Below are 20,735 nucleotides of genomic sequence, written 5' to 3' on the forward strand. Positions count from 1 at the left end.
TGAATATAACATCTTGCCTTTAAGCGGCCGTAAATGCTCTTTCCGCCCAATCGATAAAGGCCCGAACCCGCGGAGACTGGTGGCGCGCCCGCGGATATAGGATCGACACGGGCGACGATGGTGGCGGAGTGTTGCTAAGCACTTCTATGAGCCGTCCAGATGCCAAATCATCTGCGCTGGAATAGCGGGGCTTCTGGATGAGCCCCAACCCAAGGCGTGCGCATTCGACAAGTGTATCCGCAGACGTCACCGTCACCGGCGTTGGCAATGTGACGGTCTTTCGCTCGCCTCGCTGAACAAACTCCAGTGGCAGGACCGTTCCTGTTGCGGTGGATCTGAACCCGACCATCTGGTGACCGTCCAGCGCGGCAAGCGTTTGCGGAGTGCCGAACCGGTCCAGATAGGCGGGCGATGCACATGTCACTTCTTCCAGGCTCGTGAGTTTGCGGATGATCAGGTCACTATCGGCAGGCGCGCCCACGCGCAGCACGCAATCCACACCTTCACGGACGAGTTCGACAAGGCGATCCCCTTCGCCGATCTGGATCTCTATGTCCGGGAACCGCGCCAGAAAATCGGGTAGTGTCGGCAATAAAAAATGTCGTGCAAGAATGCCGTGAACATGGACACGCAGCTTGCCTTTCGGCTTAGCGCCCGAGAAGGCAGATTCCGCATCCTCCATTTCTGACAAAATTGACAGGCAGCGACGGTAAAAATCTTCCCCGTCTAACGTCGGGCGCACAACCCGTGTGGTGCGATGGAGCAGGCTGACCCCCAAACGATCCTCCAGCCGCTTGATCGCATCTGTGAGCGTCGAGCGTGGTAGCCCTAGATCGCTGGCGACCTGCGTGAAGCTACGCGCCTCTACAATGCGGGTGAAGACGTTCATCGCGTCGAGGCGGTCCATCATATTGTCCGATCTAATCGAATAGTGATGTCAAACTATGCCTGATTTTCGAAAGAAAGTTCAAGGCTATATTCCGGGCATGACAGGCAATGTGCCTTTCTCAGACAAGGACGTGAATATGACCGATCCGACACACAAAACGGCCCTCGTAACCGGCGCATCTCGTGGCATTGGGGCTGCAATCGCGGCACGCCTCGCGCGCGAAGGGTTCGACGTCGTCGTCAATTACGCTGGCAGCGAGGTCGCCGCAGCCGGTGTCGTGCGTAAGATCGAGGCACAAGGAGGCCGCGCCATGTCTGCAAAAGCCGACGTATCAGACGCCTCTGACGTAAAGCGTCTGTTCGATTGTGCCGAGACGAAATTCGGGGGGGTCGATGTCTTGGTAAACAACGCAGGCATCATGAAACTGGCCAAGATCGGAGACAGCGACGACGACCTGTTCGACACACAGGTTGCGGTGAATTTGAAAGGCGCATTCAACACCTTACGCGAAGCTTCAACCCGCCTGCCGGACGGTGGCCGCATTATCAACCTGTCCACATCTGTTGTTGGCCTCAAGCTGGAAACATATGGTGTCTATGCGGGGCTCAAAGCGGCGGTCGAGACGATGACCAGCATCATGGCCAAAGAAATGCGCGGTCGTAACATCACCGTGAACGCAGTTGCTCCGGGACCGACTGCCACCGCCCTGTTTCTGGATGGAAAGCCTGAAGACCTCGTTCAGAAAATGTCAAAGATGCCGCCATTGGAACGTCTTGGCACGCCAGAAGACATCGCCAATGTAGTGGCGTTTCTTGCGGGGCCCGATGGCGGTTGGATAAACGGCCAAATACTGCGTGCCAACGGTGGGTTGCTTTGAGCAGGGTTCCCCAAACTTGAAACAGAATAGCGCCTTTTTCGCATCTGCCTAACTGTAGGTTTGGTTGAGCGGCTCTCAAAAACCGACGTTGCGTAGTTTCAGCGAAAGCAATGAAACGGGTCAATGTCTGCTTCGGGGAAGCTGCGATGCAGCACTTGGACATCTGGTCAATGGCAGCTAAGGGCCGGGAGAGCCATGATGCCACGCCTGGGCGACCGTCCCGCCGTCATGACAACGGCCGAATACTCTAACGTCCGACGGTCCAAAAAACGTAGGCAGAGCAACACGAAAGAGGCTCCGGTCTCGACTGGATGAATCTGAGGTGGCAGGTCAAGGGGTGCGAGCCAACTTAAGCCGCCACTCGGTCACACAGTTGAATCCTAATCTTGATACTCCGCGAAAAAACGGAGTGGTCGATGCGGAACGATGGTTTGGTCGAGTTGAGGGGCGAGGTTGTCGATTTGCGCGAGACGATCTTGCGCGACGGTGCCCTGCGTCTCGCAGCGTGGCGTGACTGGATCGCCTGCGCGGATTTCATGCCGAGCGCGGAGAATTTCGCCCATTACCTTGCCCTGCGCCATAACGATATCCGGCCCCTCCAGCGAAAATTGATGCGCTTTGGCCTCTCCTCGCTGGGCCGTGTCGAGAGCAAGGTGATCCCCGAGCTCGACCAGGTGATTGCCATTCTCGAAGGGCTGATCGAGGGGGCCGAATTCACCGCCGCTCCCGAAGCGGTTTTCTTCGCCGGACAGGAGCGGATCGCCGCGCGCTCAGGGCGGATTTTCGGCCCGCTCACTGAGCATGGGCCGGTCAGTCTGATGGTCACGATGCCGAGCTTCGCGGCGGATGGTCCGGCTTTCTGCGAAAGGCTCGCCATCGAGGGTGTCGAGGCGGTGCGGATCAACTGCGCGCATGACGGTCCGGAGGTCTGGGCGCGGATGATCGCCCATGTGGATCGCGCGGCCGAAACAGTCGGGCGGAGGATGAAGGTCCTGATGGATCTGGCGGGTCCGAAAATCCGAACAGGGACGCTGCGCGACGCGAAAGGGCAAAAACGCGTGCGCCTTGGCGACAGCCTTGCGCTTTGCCGGCCGGGCAGTCTCGTGCATGTTCCCTCAGGTCAGCCTGCGATCGAGTGCAGCCTGGCGGAACCGCTCGAGGCGCTTGCGCTCGGGCAGCGGGTCTTTGTCGATGACGGCAAGCTCGCGACCCGGGTGATCTCGTTGGAAGACTGGGGCGTGCAATTGCAGGCCGAGGCCGCACCTTTGGAAAAGGACTACAAGCTCAAACCCGAGAAGGGTCTGAACTTCCCCGATTGCGCGTTGAATATTCCCGCGCTCACCGAGGCGGATCAACAGGCGCTGCGCTTTGCGGCCGAGCACGCGGACGGGATCGAGTTCTCCTTCGTGCAGGAACTGCGCGATGTCGAGCTTTTGCAGAGCTACCTTGCCGAGATCCGACCCGATGACTGGCACGAGCTCAGCCTCATTTTGAAGATCGAGACCGAACGCGCCGTGCGCAATCTTCCCGACATGCTCGTGCGTGCAGCGGGGCGCCAGCCAGCTGCGGTGATGATCGCGCGGGGGGATCTGGCGGTCGAGATCGGTTTCGCGCGCCTGGCCGAGATCCAGGAGGAAATCCTGTGGCTGTGCGAGGCGGCGCAGGTTCCTGTGATCTGGGCCACGCAGGTTCTTGAGAGCTTCCTCAAGACGGGCGTGCCCACGCGTGGCGAGATGACCGATGCTGCGATGGGCGCGCGGGCGGAATGCGTGATGCTCAACAAAGGGCCGTATCTCTTCGAGGCGATCGGCCAGCTCGATCATCTCTTTGGCCGAATGGCTGCGCATATGAACAAGAAGACGCCGCAACTGCGTGCCCTGAAGAGCTGGTAGGCACCGAAGGCGCGCTCAAGTCGCGACCGGTTCAGCAGGCAAGGCCGCGCTCTTCCAGCGCCTTCACCGTCGCGGGCAGCCGTTCGAGCCGGTCGCGCACTTCGAGGATCAGGCTCGGGTTTGCTTCGCTGCGCGCTAGAGCGGCGAAGACCGCAGCCCACGGGACCGTGCCTTCGCCCGGGTGCCAGTGGCGGTCCGCATAGCCATCGGCGTCCTGCAGATGGACATGGCCAAGCAGAGCCCCGGCCTGCGCGATGTAATCCACCACGGGCGGCGCGCCGTAGCGCCCATGGGCCAGCGCCGCATGCCCGGTGTCGATCGAGACGCGCAGCTGCGGGTGAGCAATCGCGCTGACGACCCGCACGCGCGCCGACGGATCGGTGTCGTCGATATTCTCCAGCATCAGGGTGCAGCCGATCTCTCCCGCCCGCACCAGCACCGGCGCGAGGCAGTCGGTCATCGCATTGAGCATCTGATCCGCAATGCCCGGATAATTGTCGCGGTTGAGCACATGCCAATAGGTAAAGGGCGAATGCACGACCATATGGCTGCCGCCTAGAGCCTCGGCGATCTCCAGCCCCTTGAGCAGGCGGCGCTGGATCACCGCGCGGATGTCCCTGTCGGGGTTCGACAGGTCGAGCCCGAAGAACGGTCCGTGAATACCGCGCGGGCCGCGATGGCCCTCGAGCGCAACCTTGTAGCTCGATATGAGATCGGTCGGGTCGCCCGCGATTACCTCGGGCATCACGAAATCTTGGATCTCGATCGCGCGGGCGGGTTCGAAGATCCAGTCGCGCAGGGTGTCGAGATCGCGGCGCTGGATGGCTGCGCCCAGAAGCGGAAGGGTCATGGGGAAGTCCTCATTTGATACCGGCGCGCATGAAGCTCTGGACGAACTGGCGCTGGAACAGCAGGAAGGCGATCAGCAAGGGCGCCGAAGTCATCAGAGTGGCCGCATTGATCACCGACCATTCGGTGCCGCTATCGGTCGTGGCAAAGACCGACAGGCCGACAGTGACGGGACGGGTCTCGACCGAGTTGGTCACGATCAGCGGCCAGAGAAAATTGTTCCAGTGATAGCTGACCGACACCAGCCCAAAGGCGAGATAAGTGGGTTTCGCGAGCGGCACATAGACTCGCCAGAGGATTGACAGCGGGCCCGCGCCTTCGATCCGCGCAGCATCGTCGAGCTCACGCGGGACCGTCATGAAGGCCTGCCGGATCAGGAATACTCCGAAGCCCGAGGCGATATAGGGCAGGGCGATGGCCTGCAGCGTATCGACGGCACCTAGCGCGTGGATAATCTTGTAGTTCTCGACGATCAGGATGTCGGGCATCACCAGCAGTTGCAGCAGCACCAGGCTGAACAGCAGATCGCGGCCCGGAAAGGAGAAGCGGGCAAAGCCATAGGCCGCGAGAGAGCACAGCACGAATTGTGCCGCCGTGATCCCAGTCACGAGGATGAAGGTGTTCAAGAAATAGCGCGCGAAGGGGGCTGCGTTCCACGCCTTGACGAAATTCTCCAGTGTGAGCGGCGCGGTCAGGGTGAAATGCGCCTCATAGGCTGAGGGGTGAAACGCCGTCCAGACCGCGTAAAGCAGCGGCGCGATCCAGAGCGCGGCCAGAAACGCTGCGCCACCATTCCACAGATATCGGTCGAACGCGCTCATTTGTAATGCACCTTGCGGTCGAAGAGGAAGAACTGCCCGATCGCCAGCAGGCACATCAGCGCCAGCAGCACCACGCTCAGCGTCGCGCCATAGGCGGTGTCCCAGAACCGGAACGAGGTCTCGTAGATGTAGTAGAGCAGCAGCGAGGAGGCATTGTCCGGTCCGCCCCCGGTGAGGATGAAGATGTGATCGACGAGCCGGAAGGCGTTGATCACCGCGTTGATCGAGACGAACAGCGTCGTCGGCATAAGAAGCGGCAGGGTGATGCGGCGAAAGATCGTCCACGGGCCCGCGCCCTCGATCTTCGCGGCCTCGGCCAGTTGCGGCGGGATCGCCTGCAGGGCTGCGAGGTAGAAGATCATGAAGAACCCGGCCTCTTTCCAGATCGCGACCACCATGATCGCGGGGAGAGCCGTCGAGGCATTGCCGAGGAAATTGCTTTGCCCGCCACCGAAGAGCCCCAGCACCTGATCGATCAGGCCGAAGCCGGGAGTGTAGAAGAAGAGCCAGATGTTGGCCACCGCGATCAGCGGCAGCACAGTTGGCGTGAAATAAGCCATCCGGGCCAGCGCCCGGCCCTTGAAGGGCCGGTTGACCAACAGCGCCATCGAGAGTGCCAGCGCCATTGAGAGAGGGATCGTGCCGAGCGCATATATAGCGTTATTGCCGAGCACCTTCCAGAAGGTCGGATCGTGGATCAGTCGCTCGTAATTCGCCAGCCCCACGAACTGCGACGGTTTCTTCCCGCGCGGGGTGGAGAACAGCGATCCCCAGAGCGTCATCAGCGCCGGGATATGCGTGAACAGGAAGATCAGCGCCAGTGCCGGCGCGATCAGGGCCCATCCCCAGATCCAGTCGCGTTTGATCTTCATGCTCGGTCTCTCTTGGTTGAGTTGGGGCGGGCCCGTTTACAGCCCACCCCCGGGAGTTCCCCAATCGGGGATCAGCGATAGGCGGCCAGCACCTGATCGGCTTTGGCCTGCGCTTCTTTCAGCGCCTCCGCGACCGGCTTCTGGCCGGTGAACGCGGCGGCAAGCGCATCGTTGAGGAACTGCGTCACGCGCTGGTTCTCGTGGGTGGACAGCTCCGCCTTAGCGTATTGCAGCTGGTCACGCGCCACGAGGACCTGCGGGAAGCCCTTGGCATAGTCTTTCATGGTCTCGGTGTCCCAGGTGGCCGGGCGCGGGGCGACATAACCGGTGGCCTTGGTCCAGATGGCCGATTGCTCGGGGGCGGTGATCCATTCGATGAACTTCACCGCCGCTTCGAGCTGCTCGTCCGAGCTGCCCTTGAAGAGATAGAAGTTGCCGCCGCCCGTCGGCGCGCCGCGCTGCACCTTCTCGGGCAGCATCGCCACGCCGAAGGGGAAGGGCGCGTTGTCACGCATGTTGGTCAGGTTGCCGGTGGTCGTCCAGACCATCGCCGAGCGGCCCTCGAAGAAGTCCTTGGGCGTCGCACCCCAGTCGAGGATCCCGGGCTCCATCACCTTGTCCTTGGTCGACAGGTCCACGAGGTATTTAGCGGCCTCGATCACCTCGGGGCTGTCGAAATAGGTCTCGGTCCCTTCGGCATTGGCGAGCTTGCCGCCATTCTCGATCACGAGGCCCTGAAACAGCCAGTAGGGGAAGCCCGAAGAAGGGATGCGCACGCCCCATTGAGTGGTGTTGCCCGACGCGTCTGTCTTGGTCAGCTTCTTGCCCATCTCGACCATGTCGGCCCAGGTCGCGGGCGGTGTTTCGGGGTCGAGGCCCGCTTCCTTGAACGCGTCCTTGTTCCAGTAGAGCACTGGGGTCGAACGCTGGAACGGGATACCGTAGGTCTTGCCGTCGAACTGGCTGTTTTCCATGAAGGCCGGGTAGAAGCCCGAAATCCACTGCTTGCCGTCCTCGCCCTTGGCGTAATCGTCGAATGGTAGGATCAGGTCATCGTCGAGCAGCGTGAACATGTCAGTCGACAGCGCCACCGCGATCTGAGGCGCGTTGCCGCCGCGCGCGGCGGTGATCACCTTGGTGATCGTGTCCTGATAAGAGCCGGCATAGATCGGGTCGATCTTCACGTCCGGATGGTCCTTCATGTATTGGTCGGCCAGACTTTCGATCGTGTTCGCTGCACCACCGCCGACGGCGACGGGGAAGTAGAATTGCAGGTCCACCGCGCTCGCGGGGAGCGCTGCGATCAGTGAAAGGGCAGCGGCAGCCGCGGACCCTTTGAGGAAATTGGCAAGCATTGTCAGTCATCCTTCCTGTTAGATGGCGCAGCCGCGCCGGGTCTGTTGAACGGCGCTTGTGCGCCGCAGGGTTGAACCGGGCTGTCCGGTCAGGGGAACGGCACGAAGCCGGAGGGCGGGGTGACCCGCAGTCCAGTCTCCGCGTCGAAGAAGTGAAGATCATCGGGCGCGAGCCCGAGCCGCAGTGAGACGCCGGGGGCGGGCAGGGCACGCCCGGGCACCCGCATCAGCGCCTCCGCGCCGCCGATCCGGCCCGAGACCAGCGCGTCGGCACCAAGATATTCGCCGCCCGTCACCTGCATTTCGAACGGACCCTCCGGTGTCTCGAACAGGGCCTCGGGGCGGATGCCAAATTGCAGCTTGTGCCACGTCGCGGCCTCTGCCCGCGCGCCGATCTCTCCTAGCGCGCCTGCGGGCAGGATCTGCATCGGCGGTGTGCCGATGAAGCGCGCGGCGAAGACGGTCTCGGGGTGTTCGTAGAGCGTCTTGGGATCGGCCACCTGCTCGACGCGGCCACCGTTCATCAGCACGACCTGATCAGCCATCGTGATCGCCTCGACCTGATCGTGGGTGACGTAGAGCATCGTGAAGCCAAGGCTTTGCTGCAGAGCGCGCAGTTCCACCCGCATCGCGTGGCGCAGCTTGGCGTCGAGATTCGAGAGCGGTTCGTCCATCAGGCAGACCGGGCGTTCCGAGATCACGGCGCGCCCCAGAGCCACGCGCTGCTGTTGCCCCCCCGAGAGCTGGCCGGGCTTTCGCGAGAGGTAATCGGTGAGGCCCAAGAGCTCCGCCACCTTTTCCAGTCGCTCGGTGCGCTGAGCTTTCGGCACGCGGCGGGTGCGCAGCCCGAAGATGATATTCTCGGCCACCGAAAGATGCGGGAAAAGTGCGTAGGACTGGAACACCATCGACAGATCGCGTTTGTCGGCGGGGCGCTGCGTCACGTCCTGTCCGGCGATCCCGACCCGCCCGCTGCTCGCCTCTTCCAGCCCCGAAACGATCCTCAGAAGCGTGGACTTGCCGCAGCCTGAGGGCCCCAGAAGCGCGGTGAAGCTGCCTGCGGGCACTTCGATGTCGATCCCGTCGAGTGCGAGGGTGTTGTCCCACCTTTTCGAAATGCCCTTCAGGGTGATCGCGCCGCCGTTCATGCTATTTCCTCCGCGATGACCAGTTGCGCGCCGCGCGAGGTCAGCGCCGTTGCGTGATGCGCGGGAATCGCTCGATCGCAGATCACCACGTCCAGATCGCGCAGATGACCGCCGCGCACATGGGCGGAGCGGCCGAATTTCGTATGATCGAGCAGCAGCACCGAGCGGCGGCAATTGCGCAGGATCGCCATTCGAGCGGCAACTTCTTCTTCGGTGAAATCGAGCAGGCTGCCATCCTCGGACACTCCGCCCACGCCGAATACGCCGAAATCGACCTGATAGCGCGCGAAGAAAGCCTCGACCTGCGGGCCAAGCACATCGCGATCGCCCGGGCGCACCGCGCCGCCGGGGATACGCACGCTCCAATCCGCGCGGTCCGAGGCGATCAGCGCGATATTGAGATTGTTCGTCACCACCATCAGGTCGGAGCGCGCGCTCAACGACTGGATCGCGATTTCGGGCGTGGTGCCGATCGAGACCGCGAGCGAGGCGCCCGACGGGATCATCTCGGCGAATACGGTGCCGATTGCCCGCTTGGCGCTCTCGTTCATCATGCGCCGCGAGGTGTAGAGAAGGTTCTCGGAGCTAGGCAACTCCACGCCCCCATGCACGCGCCGTAGGGCACCGATCGCGCAGAGCTCGTTTACATCGCGCCGGATCGTCTGGGGCGAGACATCATAGATATTCGACAGCTCTTCGATGCCGATCTGCCCGCGGGTGCGGACTTGGTCGAGAATCGATTTCTGACGATCTGAGAGCACTTGTTCCATTTCGGATCCGCATGGCGGGTTTCGTTCCGTGCTGCAGTTTGTCCATTCAAATGAAACCACGATTGCATTCGTGTGAAACTATGGTGACGGATCATTCGCTCAAACAGGCCTCGTGGGATCTTCTTGACCTGAGGTTACTTATCGCCAAGGCTTGAAGCTCTCGGCTAAGCCAAGGCTCAGTTGGAAACGAGTGACGAGGCCTCAGTTGGTTAGCTTCATTGCGGAAACAGATGGTGATGGGAAAATCGTTGCCCTCTGGCGAGCCGGGCGCGGCGTGCGTTCGCCGCGCCCGGTCGGAACGGCGCGGCAAGAGGTCGACGAGGTTCTGACCCAGCTGGATGACGCCAAACTGTCCGGCGCATCACGAGAGGCTATTCGTGCGTGGCTCGAAGCTCTGCGCCGATCGGCGTAAACACCAACCGGGCTCCGGTCGCTGCTGGATGAAAGAACCGTGGCAGGTCAACCGCTCTCTCTGAGCTTGCTCCATGCATTTTTACCTCAGTGCAACTTCAGAGTTCTAAGTAGATTGATTCAAGAGTGGCCGATCGGCTTCGCAATATTCACGCGAGGAGCGCCATGACCACGCTGGCTCTCGGTCGGATCGAATTTCAGGCGTATTGTGCGAGGCCATTGCCGAGTGACCAGTTTTCTTTCAAACCCTCAACTATGTTCACGAACACATCTTCTGATCGGATCCCCGGCTCATTCCCGAGATATTCGGCGATCCGGCTATAGAGGCACTTTTTCTGTTCTGCGGTGCGGGTGTTCATCGCGCTGATCGTGATGAACACCAGATCAGCGCTGCGCTCGATATCGAGATAGGACGCACCATAGCGAAAGTTCGCTGGGTCGTGCTCAGTAATGGTCATGAACTGGTCGTCTTCCGGGACGTTGAACGTGTCACGCATGGCTTGATAAATGCCGTCGAAGATGGCCTGCCGGTAACTTTCCGGCTTTCCGGCCCGCAGTGAGATGGTGACGAGGGGCATCGCGTATCCTTTCCGGTAGAAGTTTGCAGCAATGCTAAGACATTTCGCTTATTTGTGGCTATGAATAGCTGTGATATGGGCCTCAAATGACCGACCGTCCTCTTGATCTGGATTCCATCCAAACCTTCGTGCGCATTGCCGAACTCGGCAGCTTCACGCGCGCGGCGGAGCTCTCGCAGACGACGCAGTCGGCTGTAAGTTTAAAGCTGAAGCGTCTAGAAGATCGCCTGAACTGCCGTTTGATCGACAGAACTCCGCGGCACGTCGAGCTTTCGGCGCAAGGGGCGGCGTTCCTTGAGCACGCGCGCGCGCTACTGAGTGCGCATGAGCGCGCGATCAATGTGTTTTCTGAATCTCGTCAGCGTCTGATTGTCGGCATCAGTGATCATGTTGCCGGGCCAGAGCTGCCCATGCTGATAGCGCGTATGAATGCGCAGGCCCCCCGTTTGCTGATAGATATCCGGATCGGATCTTCGGGCGATCTGTTGCGCAGCTTTGATCGGCGGGAATGCGACGCAGTCATCGTGCGTCAGCACCATGGGCGAGACGACGGAAAGGTCATTGCAGAAGAACAATTCGGCTGGTTCGCAGCACCAGAATGGCGCCCTCGCGCAGGCGAGCCCCTACCTCTTGCAACGATGCCGGAACCTTGCGGCGTGCGCCTGTTGGCGGGGCAACTGCTTGACGAGGCCGATGTGCCTTGGATCGAAGCTTTTTCTGGCGGGGGAGTCACAGCCGTTTCCGCCGCAGTAATGGCTGGCCTTGGCGTTTCAGCGTTGGCTCGCCGCATGCTGCCATTCGGCGCCGTGGATGTCGGACCTAGACTCGGCCTTCCTGAGCTGCCGCGCTTGCCGGTGGTGCTTCATTCGCGGGACGGCAATCACCGCTCGCGCGAGGCGTTGACTGCTTTGTCCGCCGCTTTCAGGAGTGCAGTTCAGGACTAAGATCCCCAGCACAGAGCCATGGGGCGCAACCTTCTTTCCTAAAGTCAGATCCTCACCGGTGAGAGCCGGTTGCGTCAATCACGGTTGAGAATGCCAGCAAATCCAAGCCGCGCTACCGCATGCAAGCCTCGAGGCCAAACCTGCCGCAGTGGCGTTTTCTCGCAAGAACCGGGTGGCTCGGAAATTGCAGCGCGTAGTCCAATGTCTCACCTTTCATTGGATCATCGAAATGCTTCAGACAACTCTCGCACTAGTCTTGTTTTTGTTTCCTCTGGCCTACAGCCCGGGTCCAGGAAACATGTTCTTCGCAGCGAATGGCGCCCGGTTCGGCTTCTTGGCAACAATACCGGCCAATGCAGGGTATCATGTCGCGACTTGGATCGTCACTGTCGCGATCGGCTTCGGCTTCCTCGCTGCGATCGAAAGGTTTCCTCAACTCTTCACCATCCTGAAGATCCTAGGTTCATTGTATGTCCTTTGGATCGCGTGGAAAATGCTCAAAGCAGGCGCTTTGGACAGAGCTGAGAATGCGAAACCGGCCACGCTTATCGATGGCATACTTCTGCTCCTTCTCAACCCGAAAGCTTATGTAATCATCACTCTCATGTTCTCCCAGTTCCTGGAGGCATCGACTACGGGCCTCTGGGGCTCTGTCTTGCTGATTGCCTCCGTGTTCACCATAAACAACCTGCTAGCCTTTTTGGTATGGACATTGCTGGGCGATACCGTCGCAGGATTTTTCAGGTCGCCGAACAGCGCTCGAAAACTCAATCTGATATTTGGGGCGACTCTGGCGGCCGTAGCGGTATGGATGATTTTTTCATAGGGTCACGTTGTCCGCATGGCTAACGCTCAGCGGGCTCTAGACTCTATGTGCCTACTCGAATGGCCGTTTTAGGGAAGCCGCACTGCAGCGTTCGGCGAATGACAGAAGACTGCATCGGGCCGTCCATGAAGCGCTGCCGCTTGGTTCTGCGGACGTGTCATGTTACCGGATAGATATGTCTCCGGCCCTTTTTCCCGACCCGTTCAACGCTCTCGTGGAGCGGCTCGACTTGCCACCACTGAAAGACGGTCCTCTGAGCGGCACGCGCTTCACGGTGAAGGACAATATCGATATCGCCGGACATCGCACCTCTTATGGCAGCCCGTCCTGGCGGGATGCCCATCCCGCGCCGGTCCACAACGCTCTCTGCGTCGATCAGCTGCTGGCCGCCGGGGCTCGCTGCGTGGGCAAGGCCATCGCGGATGAGTTCACCTACAGCCTCGATGGCGAAAACCAGTTCTTCGGCACACCACGCAATGCCAAGGCACCAGATCGAATCCCAGGGGGATCGTCGAGCGGTTCGGCAGCCTCCGTCGCCAACGGGCTGGCCGATTTCTCGCTTGGCACGGATTCTGGCGGCTCGGTGCGGGTTCCGGCGAGCCTGTGTGGGATCTGGGGCATGCGCCCGTCGTTACACCGCATCTCTGAGGCTGGGGTGCTGCCCTTCATGCCGAGCGTCAGCACGGTGGGTATCCTCGCGGCGAACCTCCCGCTGCTTGAGGCCGTGGCGCGTGTTTTGCTGCGCAGCGGGACACGGCCGGTCGCATCCTTGAACCGCCTGCTGGTGCTGACCGACGCGGTCGAGCTCGCCGCCCCCGCCGTGCAGCAACGTGTGCGCGCGGCTCTGGACGACATAGCACAGCGCACCTGCCTCGACGTGGAGCCAATCAGCTTCGCGCAGCTCGTTGGTGAAGACCTGCCTTTGAGCGTCTGCAACCTGAAGGCGCTGCGCGATCTCCAGACGGCGGAATTCCAAAGCACCGTCGGTAACTGGATCGAGGTCGCCCGGCCCGAACTCGGCTTTGCCTTCTCCATGGCCTATGACAATGTGCGCCGTTTTGATCGAATCGCAGCGCTGGAAAACCTGGCGCGAAGTGAGCGGCTCTTCGAGCAGATCAACGCGGCGCTTCCCGCGGGCACGATCATCTGTTTCCCGACCACCCCCTCCATCGCACCACCAAAAGGCTCGTTCAATACTCTCGAGGCGGTGGCGGCGTTCTACGATCCCACGATGGCCCTCACGGCGTTCTCCGGGGTAGCCCGTCTTCCCGAGATCTCGGCCCCGCAGCTGACAGTCCAAGGTAGCCCGGTCGGCCTTTCTTTCGCCGCCGGGCACTATCAGGACGAAGCTCTTCTTGGGGCACTGCCGGAGCTTTTGGTGCCGCAGCACAGTTGAGATCTATTCGGAGCTGATCACTACAACCGTCCGCGGACCTACACCGCGAGTGGTGTCAAGGCCCGCAATGGGCCGTTCGCTACGATGGGTGGCACGCCAAACGTGGGAAGCGCGGCTGGCCCGCCGATATGTTCGCTTCGACACAAAGCTGACCAGCATTTGCGTTAGTGGCCTCTCAGAAGATGAGCATCGTCAGGACCTGCCAATTGCAACCATTCGCTCCGAGCGAAGAGACTTCCACCGACATCCGTTAGCGCAATAGAGCCCGACCAGACGCCAAGGAGACGGGAGCCAATTCCTCCAAAAATCGGGTTCGACAGGTAGAGGTCTCCTTGCACCCCAAGAATGTTACATTATAACTTATATTATAACATAACAGGAGATTCTTATGGCCGAACGTCTTCCCGTAACCGTTCTTTCCGGCTTTCTCGGCGCCGGAAAGACCACGCTTCTCAATCACGTTCTGGCCAATCGCGACGGCTTGCGCGTCGCGGTGATCGTCAATGACATGTCCGAGGTGAATATCGACGCCGATCTGATCCGCGCGGGCGGCAGCTTTACGCGTGGCGAGGAGAAGCTCGTCGAGATGACCAATGGATGCATCTGCTGCACTCTGCGCGAGGACCTTCTGATCGAGGTGCGCCGCCTCGCGGAAGAGGGACGTTTCGACTACCTGCTGATTGAATCGACCGGAGTGTCGGAGCCCTTGCCCGTCGCCGCGAGCTTCGAGTTCCGCGACGAGCAGGGCGAGGCGCTCGACGATATCGCCAAGCTCGACACGATGGTCACGGTGGTCGATGCCGCGAACTTCACGCGCGATTTCTCAGAGGAGGATTTCCTCGCCGATCGCGGAGTCGAGCTTGGCCCAGAGGATGAGCGCAGCCTCGTGCAACTGCTCACCGAGCAGATCGAATTTGCCGACGTGATCGTGCTCAACAAGATCGGCTCGGCCAGTGCGACCGAGCGCGAAACCGCACGCGCGATCATTCGCGCGCTCAATGCCGACGCGAAGATTGTCGAGACCGATTACGGTAAGGTGGCCCCGCGCGAGATACTGGGAACTGGACGGTTTTCCTTCGAACAAGCGCATCGCCATCCGACTTGGGTGCAGGAGCTTTACGGCTATGACGATCACACGCCCGAGGATGCAGAATACGGCATTACCTCTTTCGTGTTCCGCGCCGAGCGTCCTTTCGATCCGGCAAAGCTGGCAGAATTCTTCGATACGCCTCTGCCGGGCGTGATCCGTGCGAAGGGGCATTTCTGGCTCGCCACGCGGCCCGATTGGGCGGGGGAATTCTCGATGGCAGGTCCGATGATGGAGGTGCGAGGTCTTGGCCTGTGGTGGTCCGCCGTGCCCGAGCAGCATTGGCCCGAAGCCGCACGGGAGCATATGGCCGCGCGGGTGGCGCAGGAATTCGGCGACCGGCGCCAGGAGATGGTCTTCATCGGGATGCTGGGCGAGATGAGCCGCGCCCGAATCGAGACGATGCTGGAGCGCTGTCTCGTCCCCGAGACCCGATTTGCACCCGAGGCGTGGACTGATCTCGTCGATCCCTTTCCGCAATGGGGCCGTGCGGCATGAGAAAGAACCTCGTCACCCGGCTGCGCAGACGTGGCCGGGTGAACCCGATGGAGGCGCATGACCGACTGCCGCCCTTGGCACGCGCCTGGGTTACTCAGGCCGCGCTGCCTTGGTCGGCGGCGTCGGTATCGCGGATATGGAGGCGCGCTCTGCATGAGACAGGCAGCGAAGAGGCCGCAATCATGCGCCTCGACGCGACGGAAGCAAGAATGCTCTCGCGGGACAGGATGCGTGAGATACCCTCGAAGTGAACAGAGCTAAACAGCCATTCTCAATGGCGAGCAGTATGGGCTGACCTTCCTACCGACTGCCGGCGTTTGCGGTGGAAACGGCGCAGCTGCAGCGAAAGGCTGCAAAGTCCGCACACCGACGTTTTAGTCGAAAAAATGCTGCGCGATGCGCGAACGGCTGCTTCGACGGGCCGCACCGCAGCATTCGGAACGTGGGGCCAAGGTCGCCTGTGGGCCGGGAGTGTCATGGTGCCCTCCCTAGCCGACCGTCCCGCGGTCGCGACAAAGACCAGAAACTCTGCCTAGGGGCGGTAGAAGCCTGGGGAGCGGATCAGTCGGCTATTCAACGCAGCGGTATCAGCTTCCCTTAGCTATATCTGATAGCGCCTTCCGGAATAGGCTAGCAGGGCAAAGGGCGAGGGAAAGAGCCGTTTCATGCCGGGAAAGCTTCAGATGTGTGCTAATCATTGCTCGGCCAAGAGTATAACCGGCCCAAACCGGTAAATCTGCGTTACCGAAGAACCATGCTGGATGAGAGTATCCCGGGTCATCAAATTCAGGCTCCGCCCTCCGCGCCAGGGCAGGCAATTGCTCATCAGGCACTACGGTTTCCCAAGGCTCAGGCGGGCATGAAACCACTTCATGCACGAAGTGCTGAGCGAGCCCTTCACTCGCCAGCGCTTCGCCGAGTGTGCGGCCATAGCCAGGACCATCCCATCGCATTGCGTGATGAAATTCGTGAATAAGTGTCCGCCGAAGATGCTCGGTCGGCCCCGGCGTTCCCAAGGTATTCTGTAGATCAATCATCAGTTCGATTCTGCCGGGGCCAAGTGCTGCCCCCGCCACGATGAGTGAAGGCGGCATAGGATGGTCTGACGCACGGACCACAATGTCCAAAGCCAAGCTAGGCGCAGATTCCTCGATAAGCTCCTTTGTTGCCCAAACCTCTTGTTGCAGCCAATCGAGCTGTTCGGAAAGTTCTCCCCGGGCATTGAGGAAGTGGATCGACCAAGGCCTCATGTGGTTCCTCGTCCTGAAGGTGGCAAACGCTACTTGTGATCTTTCGGAAGGTCAAAGAGGGCTCGAGAGAGATTGCGGCGACGCGAAGTCTACTCGCGTGAAGCGGTCTGGTGCTCGGATGACGTCAGCTGAGGCAGCCCCGTGCTTGTTGGGACACGCTTCGCGGCAGCCAGTTGTCGACTCCGAACCCTTTATAACTCCGGAAGCTACAGGGATTTCCAGAGCAATAGCGCGTCACTGCCTTCTGACCGGAAGCCGCAGCTTTCGTAGAATGATCGGGCCGTAAGAGTGCTTTTCAAACGGCAGCGCTGGATGCCACGCGAGCGCAAAACTCCCTCCAGACCAGAGAGGACAGCTTTGCTGACGCCGCTAAAACGTGCGCCCGGATGGACATAGTTCAAGAGGATGTTGCCGCTCAGGGTGACCATGCCTACCCCGGTGACCTTCCCATCTCGCTCGGCCACCAGCACGATGGCGTCAACCCGCGCGATCCACTGCCGTCAGGTCCCGACTGTCTTATTGCTCAGCCAGTCTTCGATCTCGGCCGGATTGTTCTGATGATCTGCAACGCAGAGTTCGGTGATCGAGCGGCGCAGGGTGCTGACGGCCTCATCGGCATCGGCATCCGTCGCTTGCCTTATCTCAATCATGTTACCTCACTCTTGCTGTCGATTGCCGATGCCGCGTTCACCCGCAACCGCGTGTCGTCCTGCTCAGTGGATTGACGTTACCCCGAAAACAAGAGCGCCTTGGGATAGGGGAGCGCAAGTATTGGCATGTCAGCTCCCGAAAAGTATCGAAGCTCCTCGGTCTCTGAGTCAATGCAGGGAGAATCCGTCGGTGCCACTACGCATTTGAAGACGATCACCGTATATTCCACCAGATGCCCGTTGGGGTATCGGTAACGAAATGCTTCACCTCCCAATACTGATACGAGGTCAGCCTTGAGGACTTCCGCGCCAGTTTCTTCGAGCACTTCGCGCCGAAGGGCATCGTTCGGAGTTTCGCCAGGCTCAATACCTCCAGCCGGAAGGCTCCAACCTTCCGGGCCAGCTTTTCTTTGAAGAAGCAGCCGTCCGTGCCGATCGTGAATGAGTGCCGCCACACTCGGAATCAAGAGAAGGTCGTCGCCAATCTTTGTTCTCAACGTCGAGATGTAAGAACTTGCAGTCATAGAAGGAATTAAACTCTCTTGAGTGCGTTCTGAAAGGCAGAATGGATTTTGGTGTGACATAGGCCATCGTCAGAATCTTTCTATGAGCCTCGTATCACGTCTGCTGGCAGAGCGCTGGCTATTGCATCAGCTCATCCGATCCAACTTGCACATCCCCCCCCGACGCCCCATTGTGTCTTCGTTCTCAGGGCGGGGCGCAATTCCCCACCGGCGGTAGGCGGAAATTTCCGCAAGCCCGCGAGCGCCTCGCCTTGGCGGGGGTCAGCAGATCAGGTGCGGCCCGCCTCGGGCCAACTCCTGAGCCGACGGTGACAGTCCGGATGGAAGAGAACGGGAAGGAGGCGTAGCGCATCCCTGCGGGTGCGGTGTGCCGTCGTCCTGTCTGCCTTGAGTCGTGAGCGCAGATGAAAGGATGACGCCATGACTCTTCGATCCCTATATCCCGCCCCGGCGTTCGCAGGGGCCTTCCTCATGGTGCTGGCCGGTGGCTTGTTCGCCGTGGTCAACACCCTTGTTCAGCAAGCGGTTATGGTCGAGGGGCTTCCGCCCTCCCGGGTCGCTTTCTGGCAGTATGCGTTCGCGCTGCTGTTTGCCGTTCCGTGGCTTGCGACCAAGGGTCGGCTAGCGCTGCGAACCGGCATACCATGGCAGCACATCCTGCGTGTGGCCCTTGCGGCGGGTGGGGTGCAGCTGTGGGCGATAGGCCTGGCCCATGTTCCGATCTGGCAGGCTATTGCGCTGGTGATGCTCTCGCCCTTTTTTGTCACCTTAGGGGCAGCCGTCGTTCTGCGTGAACGCCCGACCGCGCCGCGTTGGATCGCGGTCACGGTGGGTTTCGCGGGAGGAATGGTGATCCTTGCCCCATGGTCCGATGCCTTTAGCGCCTACTCGCTATTTCCAGTCGGGGGCGCCGCACTCTGGGCCGCGTCCTCCCTGCTCACCAAGCGCATGACGCGCACGGAAAGCCCTGAAACGCTCACTGTTTATCTGCTCCTCCTCCTCACACCGGTTAACGCAGTCCTCGCAATGAGAGCCGGCTTGGCGGTTAACTTCGGACCGGCGGGGGAGCTGCTAATCGCTATCGGCTTACTGACCGCGCTGGCGCAATACGCTCTTGTCTCGTCCTACGGCATGGCCGATGCAAGCTTTCTTCAGCCTTTCGACCATATGAAGCTGCCGCTCAACGTCGTATTAGGCTTTGCCGCATTCGGCTTCGTTCCGCCGGGGACATTGTGGATCGGCGCGCTGATGATTGTTGGTGGCTCGCTGTTTCTTATCTGGTGCGAACGGGGCGAAGCGTGAAGGGTGAGCTACTCCCCATCTCTTGGACAGGATCTGACGTAAATTAAGCTACTCGTTGCACCTGCTGACCGGGTTGGTTGATATCATTTCTCTGCCAATACACCAGCGCCGGTGGCTTGCCGCCGAGGGCTGAGTGAGGGCGCTGGTGGTTGTAGAAGGTCATCCATTTCCGGATGGCCGCCTTCGTCTCCGATCCTGTCTCCCAAGCGTGCAGGTAGACGCACTCGTATTTCAGGGTGCGCCACAGCCTCTCGATGAAGATGTTGTCCAGGAAGCGGCCTTTCCCATCCATCGATATGCGCACGCCGGATCGACGCAGCGTGTCCGTCCAGGCGAAGGACGTGAACTGAGACCCTTGATCGGTATTCATGATCTCGGGCGGGCCGAACTTGTGGACGGCTTCGTTCAGCGCTTCGACGCAGAAGTCGGCCTCCAGCGTGTTCGAGATCCGCCAGGCCAAGACCTTTCGCGTGTGCCAGTCCATGATCGCAACGAGGTATAGAAATCCGCGCCTCATGGGCAGGTAGGTGATATCCGAGCACCAGACTTGGTTCGGGCGATCCACTCGCAGACCTCGCAGCAGGTAGGGATAGGTCTTGTGGCCCTTTGCGGGCCTGCTGGTGTTGGGCTTCTGGTAAATCGGCATCAGCCCCATCAGGCGCATCAGTCGCCGTATCCGCTTCTCGTTCACCAAGTGTCCGTCGTTACGCAGATGCCAGGTCATTTGCCGGACGCCGAAGAACGGGGTCTCCAGGAACTGCTCGTCGATCCGTCGCATCAGGCCGAGGTTCTGTTCGGTCTCGCCCTTGGGGGTGTAGTAGAAAGACGAGCGCGCGATCGACAGCAGCTTGCACTGCTGGCCGATCGACAGGTCCGGGTGGTGAGGCTCGATCATGCCGCGCCTCACTTCCCGCCCCAGGGCTTCAGCTTTCGTTCCAAAAAAGAGTTGGCCACCGCCAGCTCCCCGATCTTGGCGTGGAGCTCCTTCACCTGCTCCTCGTCGATCTCGGGCTTCTTGCGGCCCCCGCGCTCGAACACGCCGGACGCGCCTTCGAGCAGGGCCCGCTTCCATTGATGGATCATCGTCGGATGCACCCCGAACCGGCTCGCCAGTTCGGCCGCTGTCTCTTCACCCTTCAGGGCTTCCAGCGCGACCTTTGCCTTGAACTCGGGCGCGTGCTGCTTGCGTTTCGACATCTCTGATCTCCTTCTCGTCGAAGATCAGCAGACTGCAAATCGTAGCTTATGTCAGTGTCCGAATTTCAGGGGGTAGCTCACAATACGAGCGAAATACAGGATGCACGGTCGGGCAAAACGTCTTTCTTAGGGAAGACTACCAAGCTTGCAATGTCGGAGCGTTGATGGCTTCCGACTAAACAATAGACGACTTCTCTCGATCACATCCAGAATACGCGATCTGCGCCTCGGCTTGTAAAAGCCGAGGCTTTTCGTTGCTTCCGCCGGAAGCGTGGAGCCGACGCCCCACAACAAGGAGAGCCTGGAAAGCAGATTGTGTAATTTGGAAAGCGGTTGCTGTGACTCGATTTGGAATTTCATAATGAATTCAATGGTGAGAGTTCGGTTCTGCCGAAAAGACATGGTGTGACCGACAGCCGGAATTTCCGCAGCTTCGTGGCCGCGTTGACACGACTCTCCTTATGCGTGTCGCTCCGCCCGGAAAGCCCCCATTTCGCCCAATTTGCGCCGTGAGACGATCACGAACCCGCGCCAAATGAGGGCCTTGTTAGAGTATCAGTAACGATAAAAATCGAGCAGCCACGTCATAGGCCCCGATA

The 20,735-nt window shown here is 60.3% G+C and carries 21 protein-coding genes and 1 riboswitch; of the genes, 9 read left to right on the forward strand and 12 right to left on the reverse strand.

Annotated elements, in window-relative coordinates; translation table 11 throughout:
• Positions 1–19: 19 nt before the first annotated feature.
• Complete coding sequence (locus tag AC2TZ7_RS09055; protein ID WP_152844903.1) at positions 20–907, reverse strand: LysR family transcriptional regulator; 888 nt, start codon at positions 905–907, stop codon at positions 20–22.
• Between the two features lie 37 nt (positions 908–944).
• Between AC2TZ7_RS09055 and AC2TZ7_RS09060 the strand changes: the two genes are divergently transcribed.
• Positions 945–1,766, forward strand: a complete 822-nt coding sequence (locus AC2TZ7_RS09060; protein WP_489866657.1) for an SDR family oxidoreductase — start codon at positions 945–947, stop codon at positions 1,764–1,766.
• Positions 1,767–2,182: 416 nt separating this feature from the next.
• Positions 2,183–3,658, forward strand: a complete 1,476-nt coding sequence (locus AC2TZ7_RS09065) for a pyruvate kinase (protein ID WP_489866658.1) — start codon at positions 2,183–2,185, stop codon at positions 3,656–3,658.
• A 31-nt stretch (positions 3,659–3,689) separates the two neighbouring features.
• On the opposite strand, the gene AC2TZ7_RS09070 is transcribed toward AC2TZ7_RS09065, so the two are convergent.
• The 7 genes from AC2TZ7_RS09070 to AC2TZ7_RS09100 all read right to left on the reverse strand — a co-directional run bounded on the left by AC2TZ7_RS09070 (position 3,690) and on the right by AC2TZ7_RS09100 (position 10,462).
• Positions 3,690–4,508: a sugar phosphate isomerase/epimerase family protein gene (locus tag AC2TZ7_RS09070; protein ID WP_489866659.1), complete on the reverse strand. Its 819-nt coding sequence runs from the start codon at positions 4,506–4,508 to the stop codon at positions 3,690–3,692.
• Between the two features lie 10 nt (positions 4,509–4,518).
• Positions 4,519–5,328 (reverse strand): carbohydrate ABC transporter permease, encoded by an 810-nt coding sequence (locus AC2TZ7_RS09075; RefSeq protein ID WP_489866660.1) that lies wholly within the window; start codon positions 5,326–5,328, stop codon positions 4,519–4,521.
• The gene (locus AC2TZ7_RS09080; RefSeq protein WP_489866661.1) at positions 5,325–6,200 is read right to left on the reverse strand and encodes a carbohydrate ABC transporter permease; all 876 of its coding nucleotides are present in this window, start codon (positions 6,198–6,200) and stop codon (positions 5,325–5,327) included. Before AC2TZ7_RS09080 ends, AC2TZ7_RS09075 begins: the two co-directional genes overlap by 4 nt.
• A gap of 71 nt (positions 6,201–6,271) precedes the next feature.
• On the reverse strand, positions 6,272–7,555 hold the full coding sequence (locus tag AC2TZ7_RS09085) for an ABC transporter substrate-binding protein (protein WP_489866662.1): 1,284 nt from the start codon (positions 7,553–7,555) through the stop codon (positions 6,272–6,274).
• Positions 7,556–7,644: 89 nt separating this feature from the next.
• The gene (locus AC2TZ7_RS09090) at positions 7,645–8,703 is read right to left on the reverse strand and encodes an ABC transporter ATP-binding protein (protein ID WP_489866663.1); all 1,059 of its coding nucleotides are present in this window, start codon (positions 8,701–8,703) and stop codon (positions 7,645–7,647) included.
• Entirely contained in the window at positions 8,700–9,473 is a 774-nt protein-coding gene (locus AC2TZ7_RS09095; RefSeq protein WP_489866664.1) for a DeoR/GlpR family DNA-binding transcription regulator, read from the reverse strand. The genes AC2TZ7_RS09090 and AC2TZ7_RS09095 overlap by 4 nt, the downstream gene beginning before the upstream one ends.
• Before the next feature lie 608 nt (positions 9,474–10,081).
• Positions 10,082–10,462, reverse strand: a complete 381-nt coding sequence (locus tag AC2TZ7_RS09100; protein ID WP_489866665.1) for a tautomerase family protein — start codon at positions 10,460–10,462, stop codon at positions 10,082–10,084.
• Between the two features lie 86 nt (positions 10,463–10,548).
• On the opposite strand from AC2TZ7_RS09100, the gene AC2TZ7_RS09105 reads away from it, so the two are divergent.
• From AC2TZ7_RS09105 to AC2TZ7_RS09125, 5 genes are all read left to right on the forward strand, one after another.
• The gene (locus AC2TZ7_RS09105; protein ID WP_489866666.1) at positions 10,549–11,406 is read left to right on the forward strand and encodes a LysR family transcriptional regulator; all 858 of its coding nucleotides are present in this window, start codon (positions 10,549–10,551) and stop codon (positions 11,404–11,406) included.
• A gap of 229 nt (positions 11,407–11,635) precedes the next feature.
• Entirely contained in the window at positions 11,636–12,232 is a 597-nt protein-coding gene (locus tag AC2TZ7_RS09110; RefSeq protein ID WP_489866667.1) for a LysE family translocator, read from the forward strand.
• A gap of 175 nt (positions 12,233–12,407) precedes the next feature.
• The gene (locus tag AC2TZ7_RS09115) at positions 12,408–13,628 is read left to right on the forward strand and encodes an amidase family protein (RefSeq protein WP_489866668.1); all 1,221 of its coding nucleotides are present in this window, start codon (positions 12,408–12,410) and stop codon (positions 13,626–13,628) included.
• Between the two features lie 388 nt (positions 13,629–14,016).
• Positions 14,017–15,213 (forward strand): GTP-binding protein, encoded by a 1,197-nt coding sequence (locus AC2TZ7_RS09120; RefSeq protein WP_489866669.1) that lies wholly within the window; start codon positions 14,017–14,019, stop codon positions 15,211–15,213.
• Positions 15,214–15,260: 47 nt separating this feature from the next.
• Complete coding sequence (locus AC2TZ7_RS09125; protein ID WP_489866800.1) at positions 15,261–15,464, forward strand: DUF6525 family protein; 204 nt, start codon at positions 15,261–15,263, stop codon at positions 15,462–15,464.
• Between the two features lie 336 nt (positions 15,465–15,800).
• Here AC2TZ7_RS09125 and AC2TZ7_RS09130 read toward each other — a convergent pair whose 3' ends face one another.
• Both AC2TZ7_RS09130 and AC2TZ7_RS09135 read right to left on the reverse strand, forming a co-directional pair.
• Entirely contained in the window at positions 15,801–16,463 is a 663-nt protein-coding gene (locus tag AC2TZ7_RS09130; protein ID WP_489866670.1) for a DUF2268 domain-containing putative Zn-dependent protease, read from the reverse strand.
• Between the two features lie 206 nt (positions 16,464–16,669).
• Positions 16,670–16,933, reverse strand: coding sequence for a GNAT family N-acetyltransferase (locus AC2TZ7_RS09135; protein WP_489866671.1), 264 nt, complete (start codon positions 16,931–16,933; stop codon positions 16,670–16,672).
• Between AC2TZ7_RS09135 and AC2TZ7_RS09140 the strand changes: the two genes are divergently transcribed.
• Positions 16,850–17,188, forward strand: a complete 339-nt coding sequence (locus AC2TZ7_RS09140; protein WP_489866851.1) for a hypothetical protein — start codon at positions 16,850–16,852, stop codon at positions 17,186–17,188. The genes AC2TZ7_RS09135 and AC2TZ7_RS09140 overlap by 84 nt on opposite strands.
• A 2-nt stretch (positions 17,189–17,190) precedes the next feature.
• Here the strand turns inward: AC2TZ7_RS09140 and AC2TZ7_RS09145 are convergent, their stop codons facing one another.
• On the reverse strand, positions 17,191–17,637 hold the full coding sequence (locus tag AC2TZ7_RS09145; protein WP_489866672.1) for an NUDIX domain-containing protein: 447 nt from the start codon (positions 17,635–17,637) through the stop codon (positions 17,191–17,193).
• A gap of 176 nt (positions 17,638–17,813) precedes the next feature.
• Positions 17,814–17,973, forward strand: a riboswitch (FMN riboswitch).
• An 84-nt stretch (positions 17,974–18,057) separates the two neighbouring features.
• Here AC2TZ7_RS09145 and AC2TZ7_RS09150 point away from each other — a divergent pair.
• On the forward strand, positions 18,058–18,939 hold the full coding sequence (locus tag AC2TZ7_RS09150) for a DMT family transporter (RefSeq protein ID WP_489866673.1): 882 nt from the start codon (positions 18,058–18,060) through the stop codon (positions 18,937–18,939).
• A gap of 43 nt (positions 18,940–18,982) precedes the next feature.
• Here the strand turns inward: AC2TZ7_RS09150 and AC2TZ7_RS09155 are convergent.
• Positions 18,983–20,136, reverse strand: a protein-coding gene (locus tag AC2TZ7_RS09155) for an IS3 family transposase (RefSeq protein WP_489864349.1) whose coding sequence is annotated in 2 segments (ribosomal slippage) — positions 18,983–19,884 and positions 19,884–20,136 — 1,155 coding nt in all. Because the reading frame shifts where the segments join, the coding sequence is not laid out codon by codon here.
• Positions 20,137–20,735 lie beyond the last annotated feature (599 nt).

This window comes from Thioclava sp. ISO4 (genome assembly GCF_058105145.1).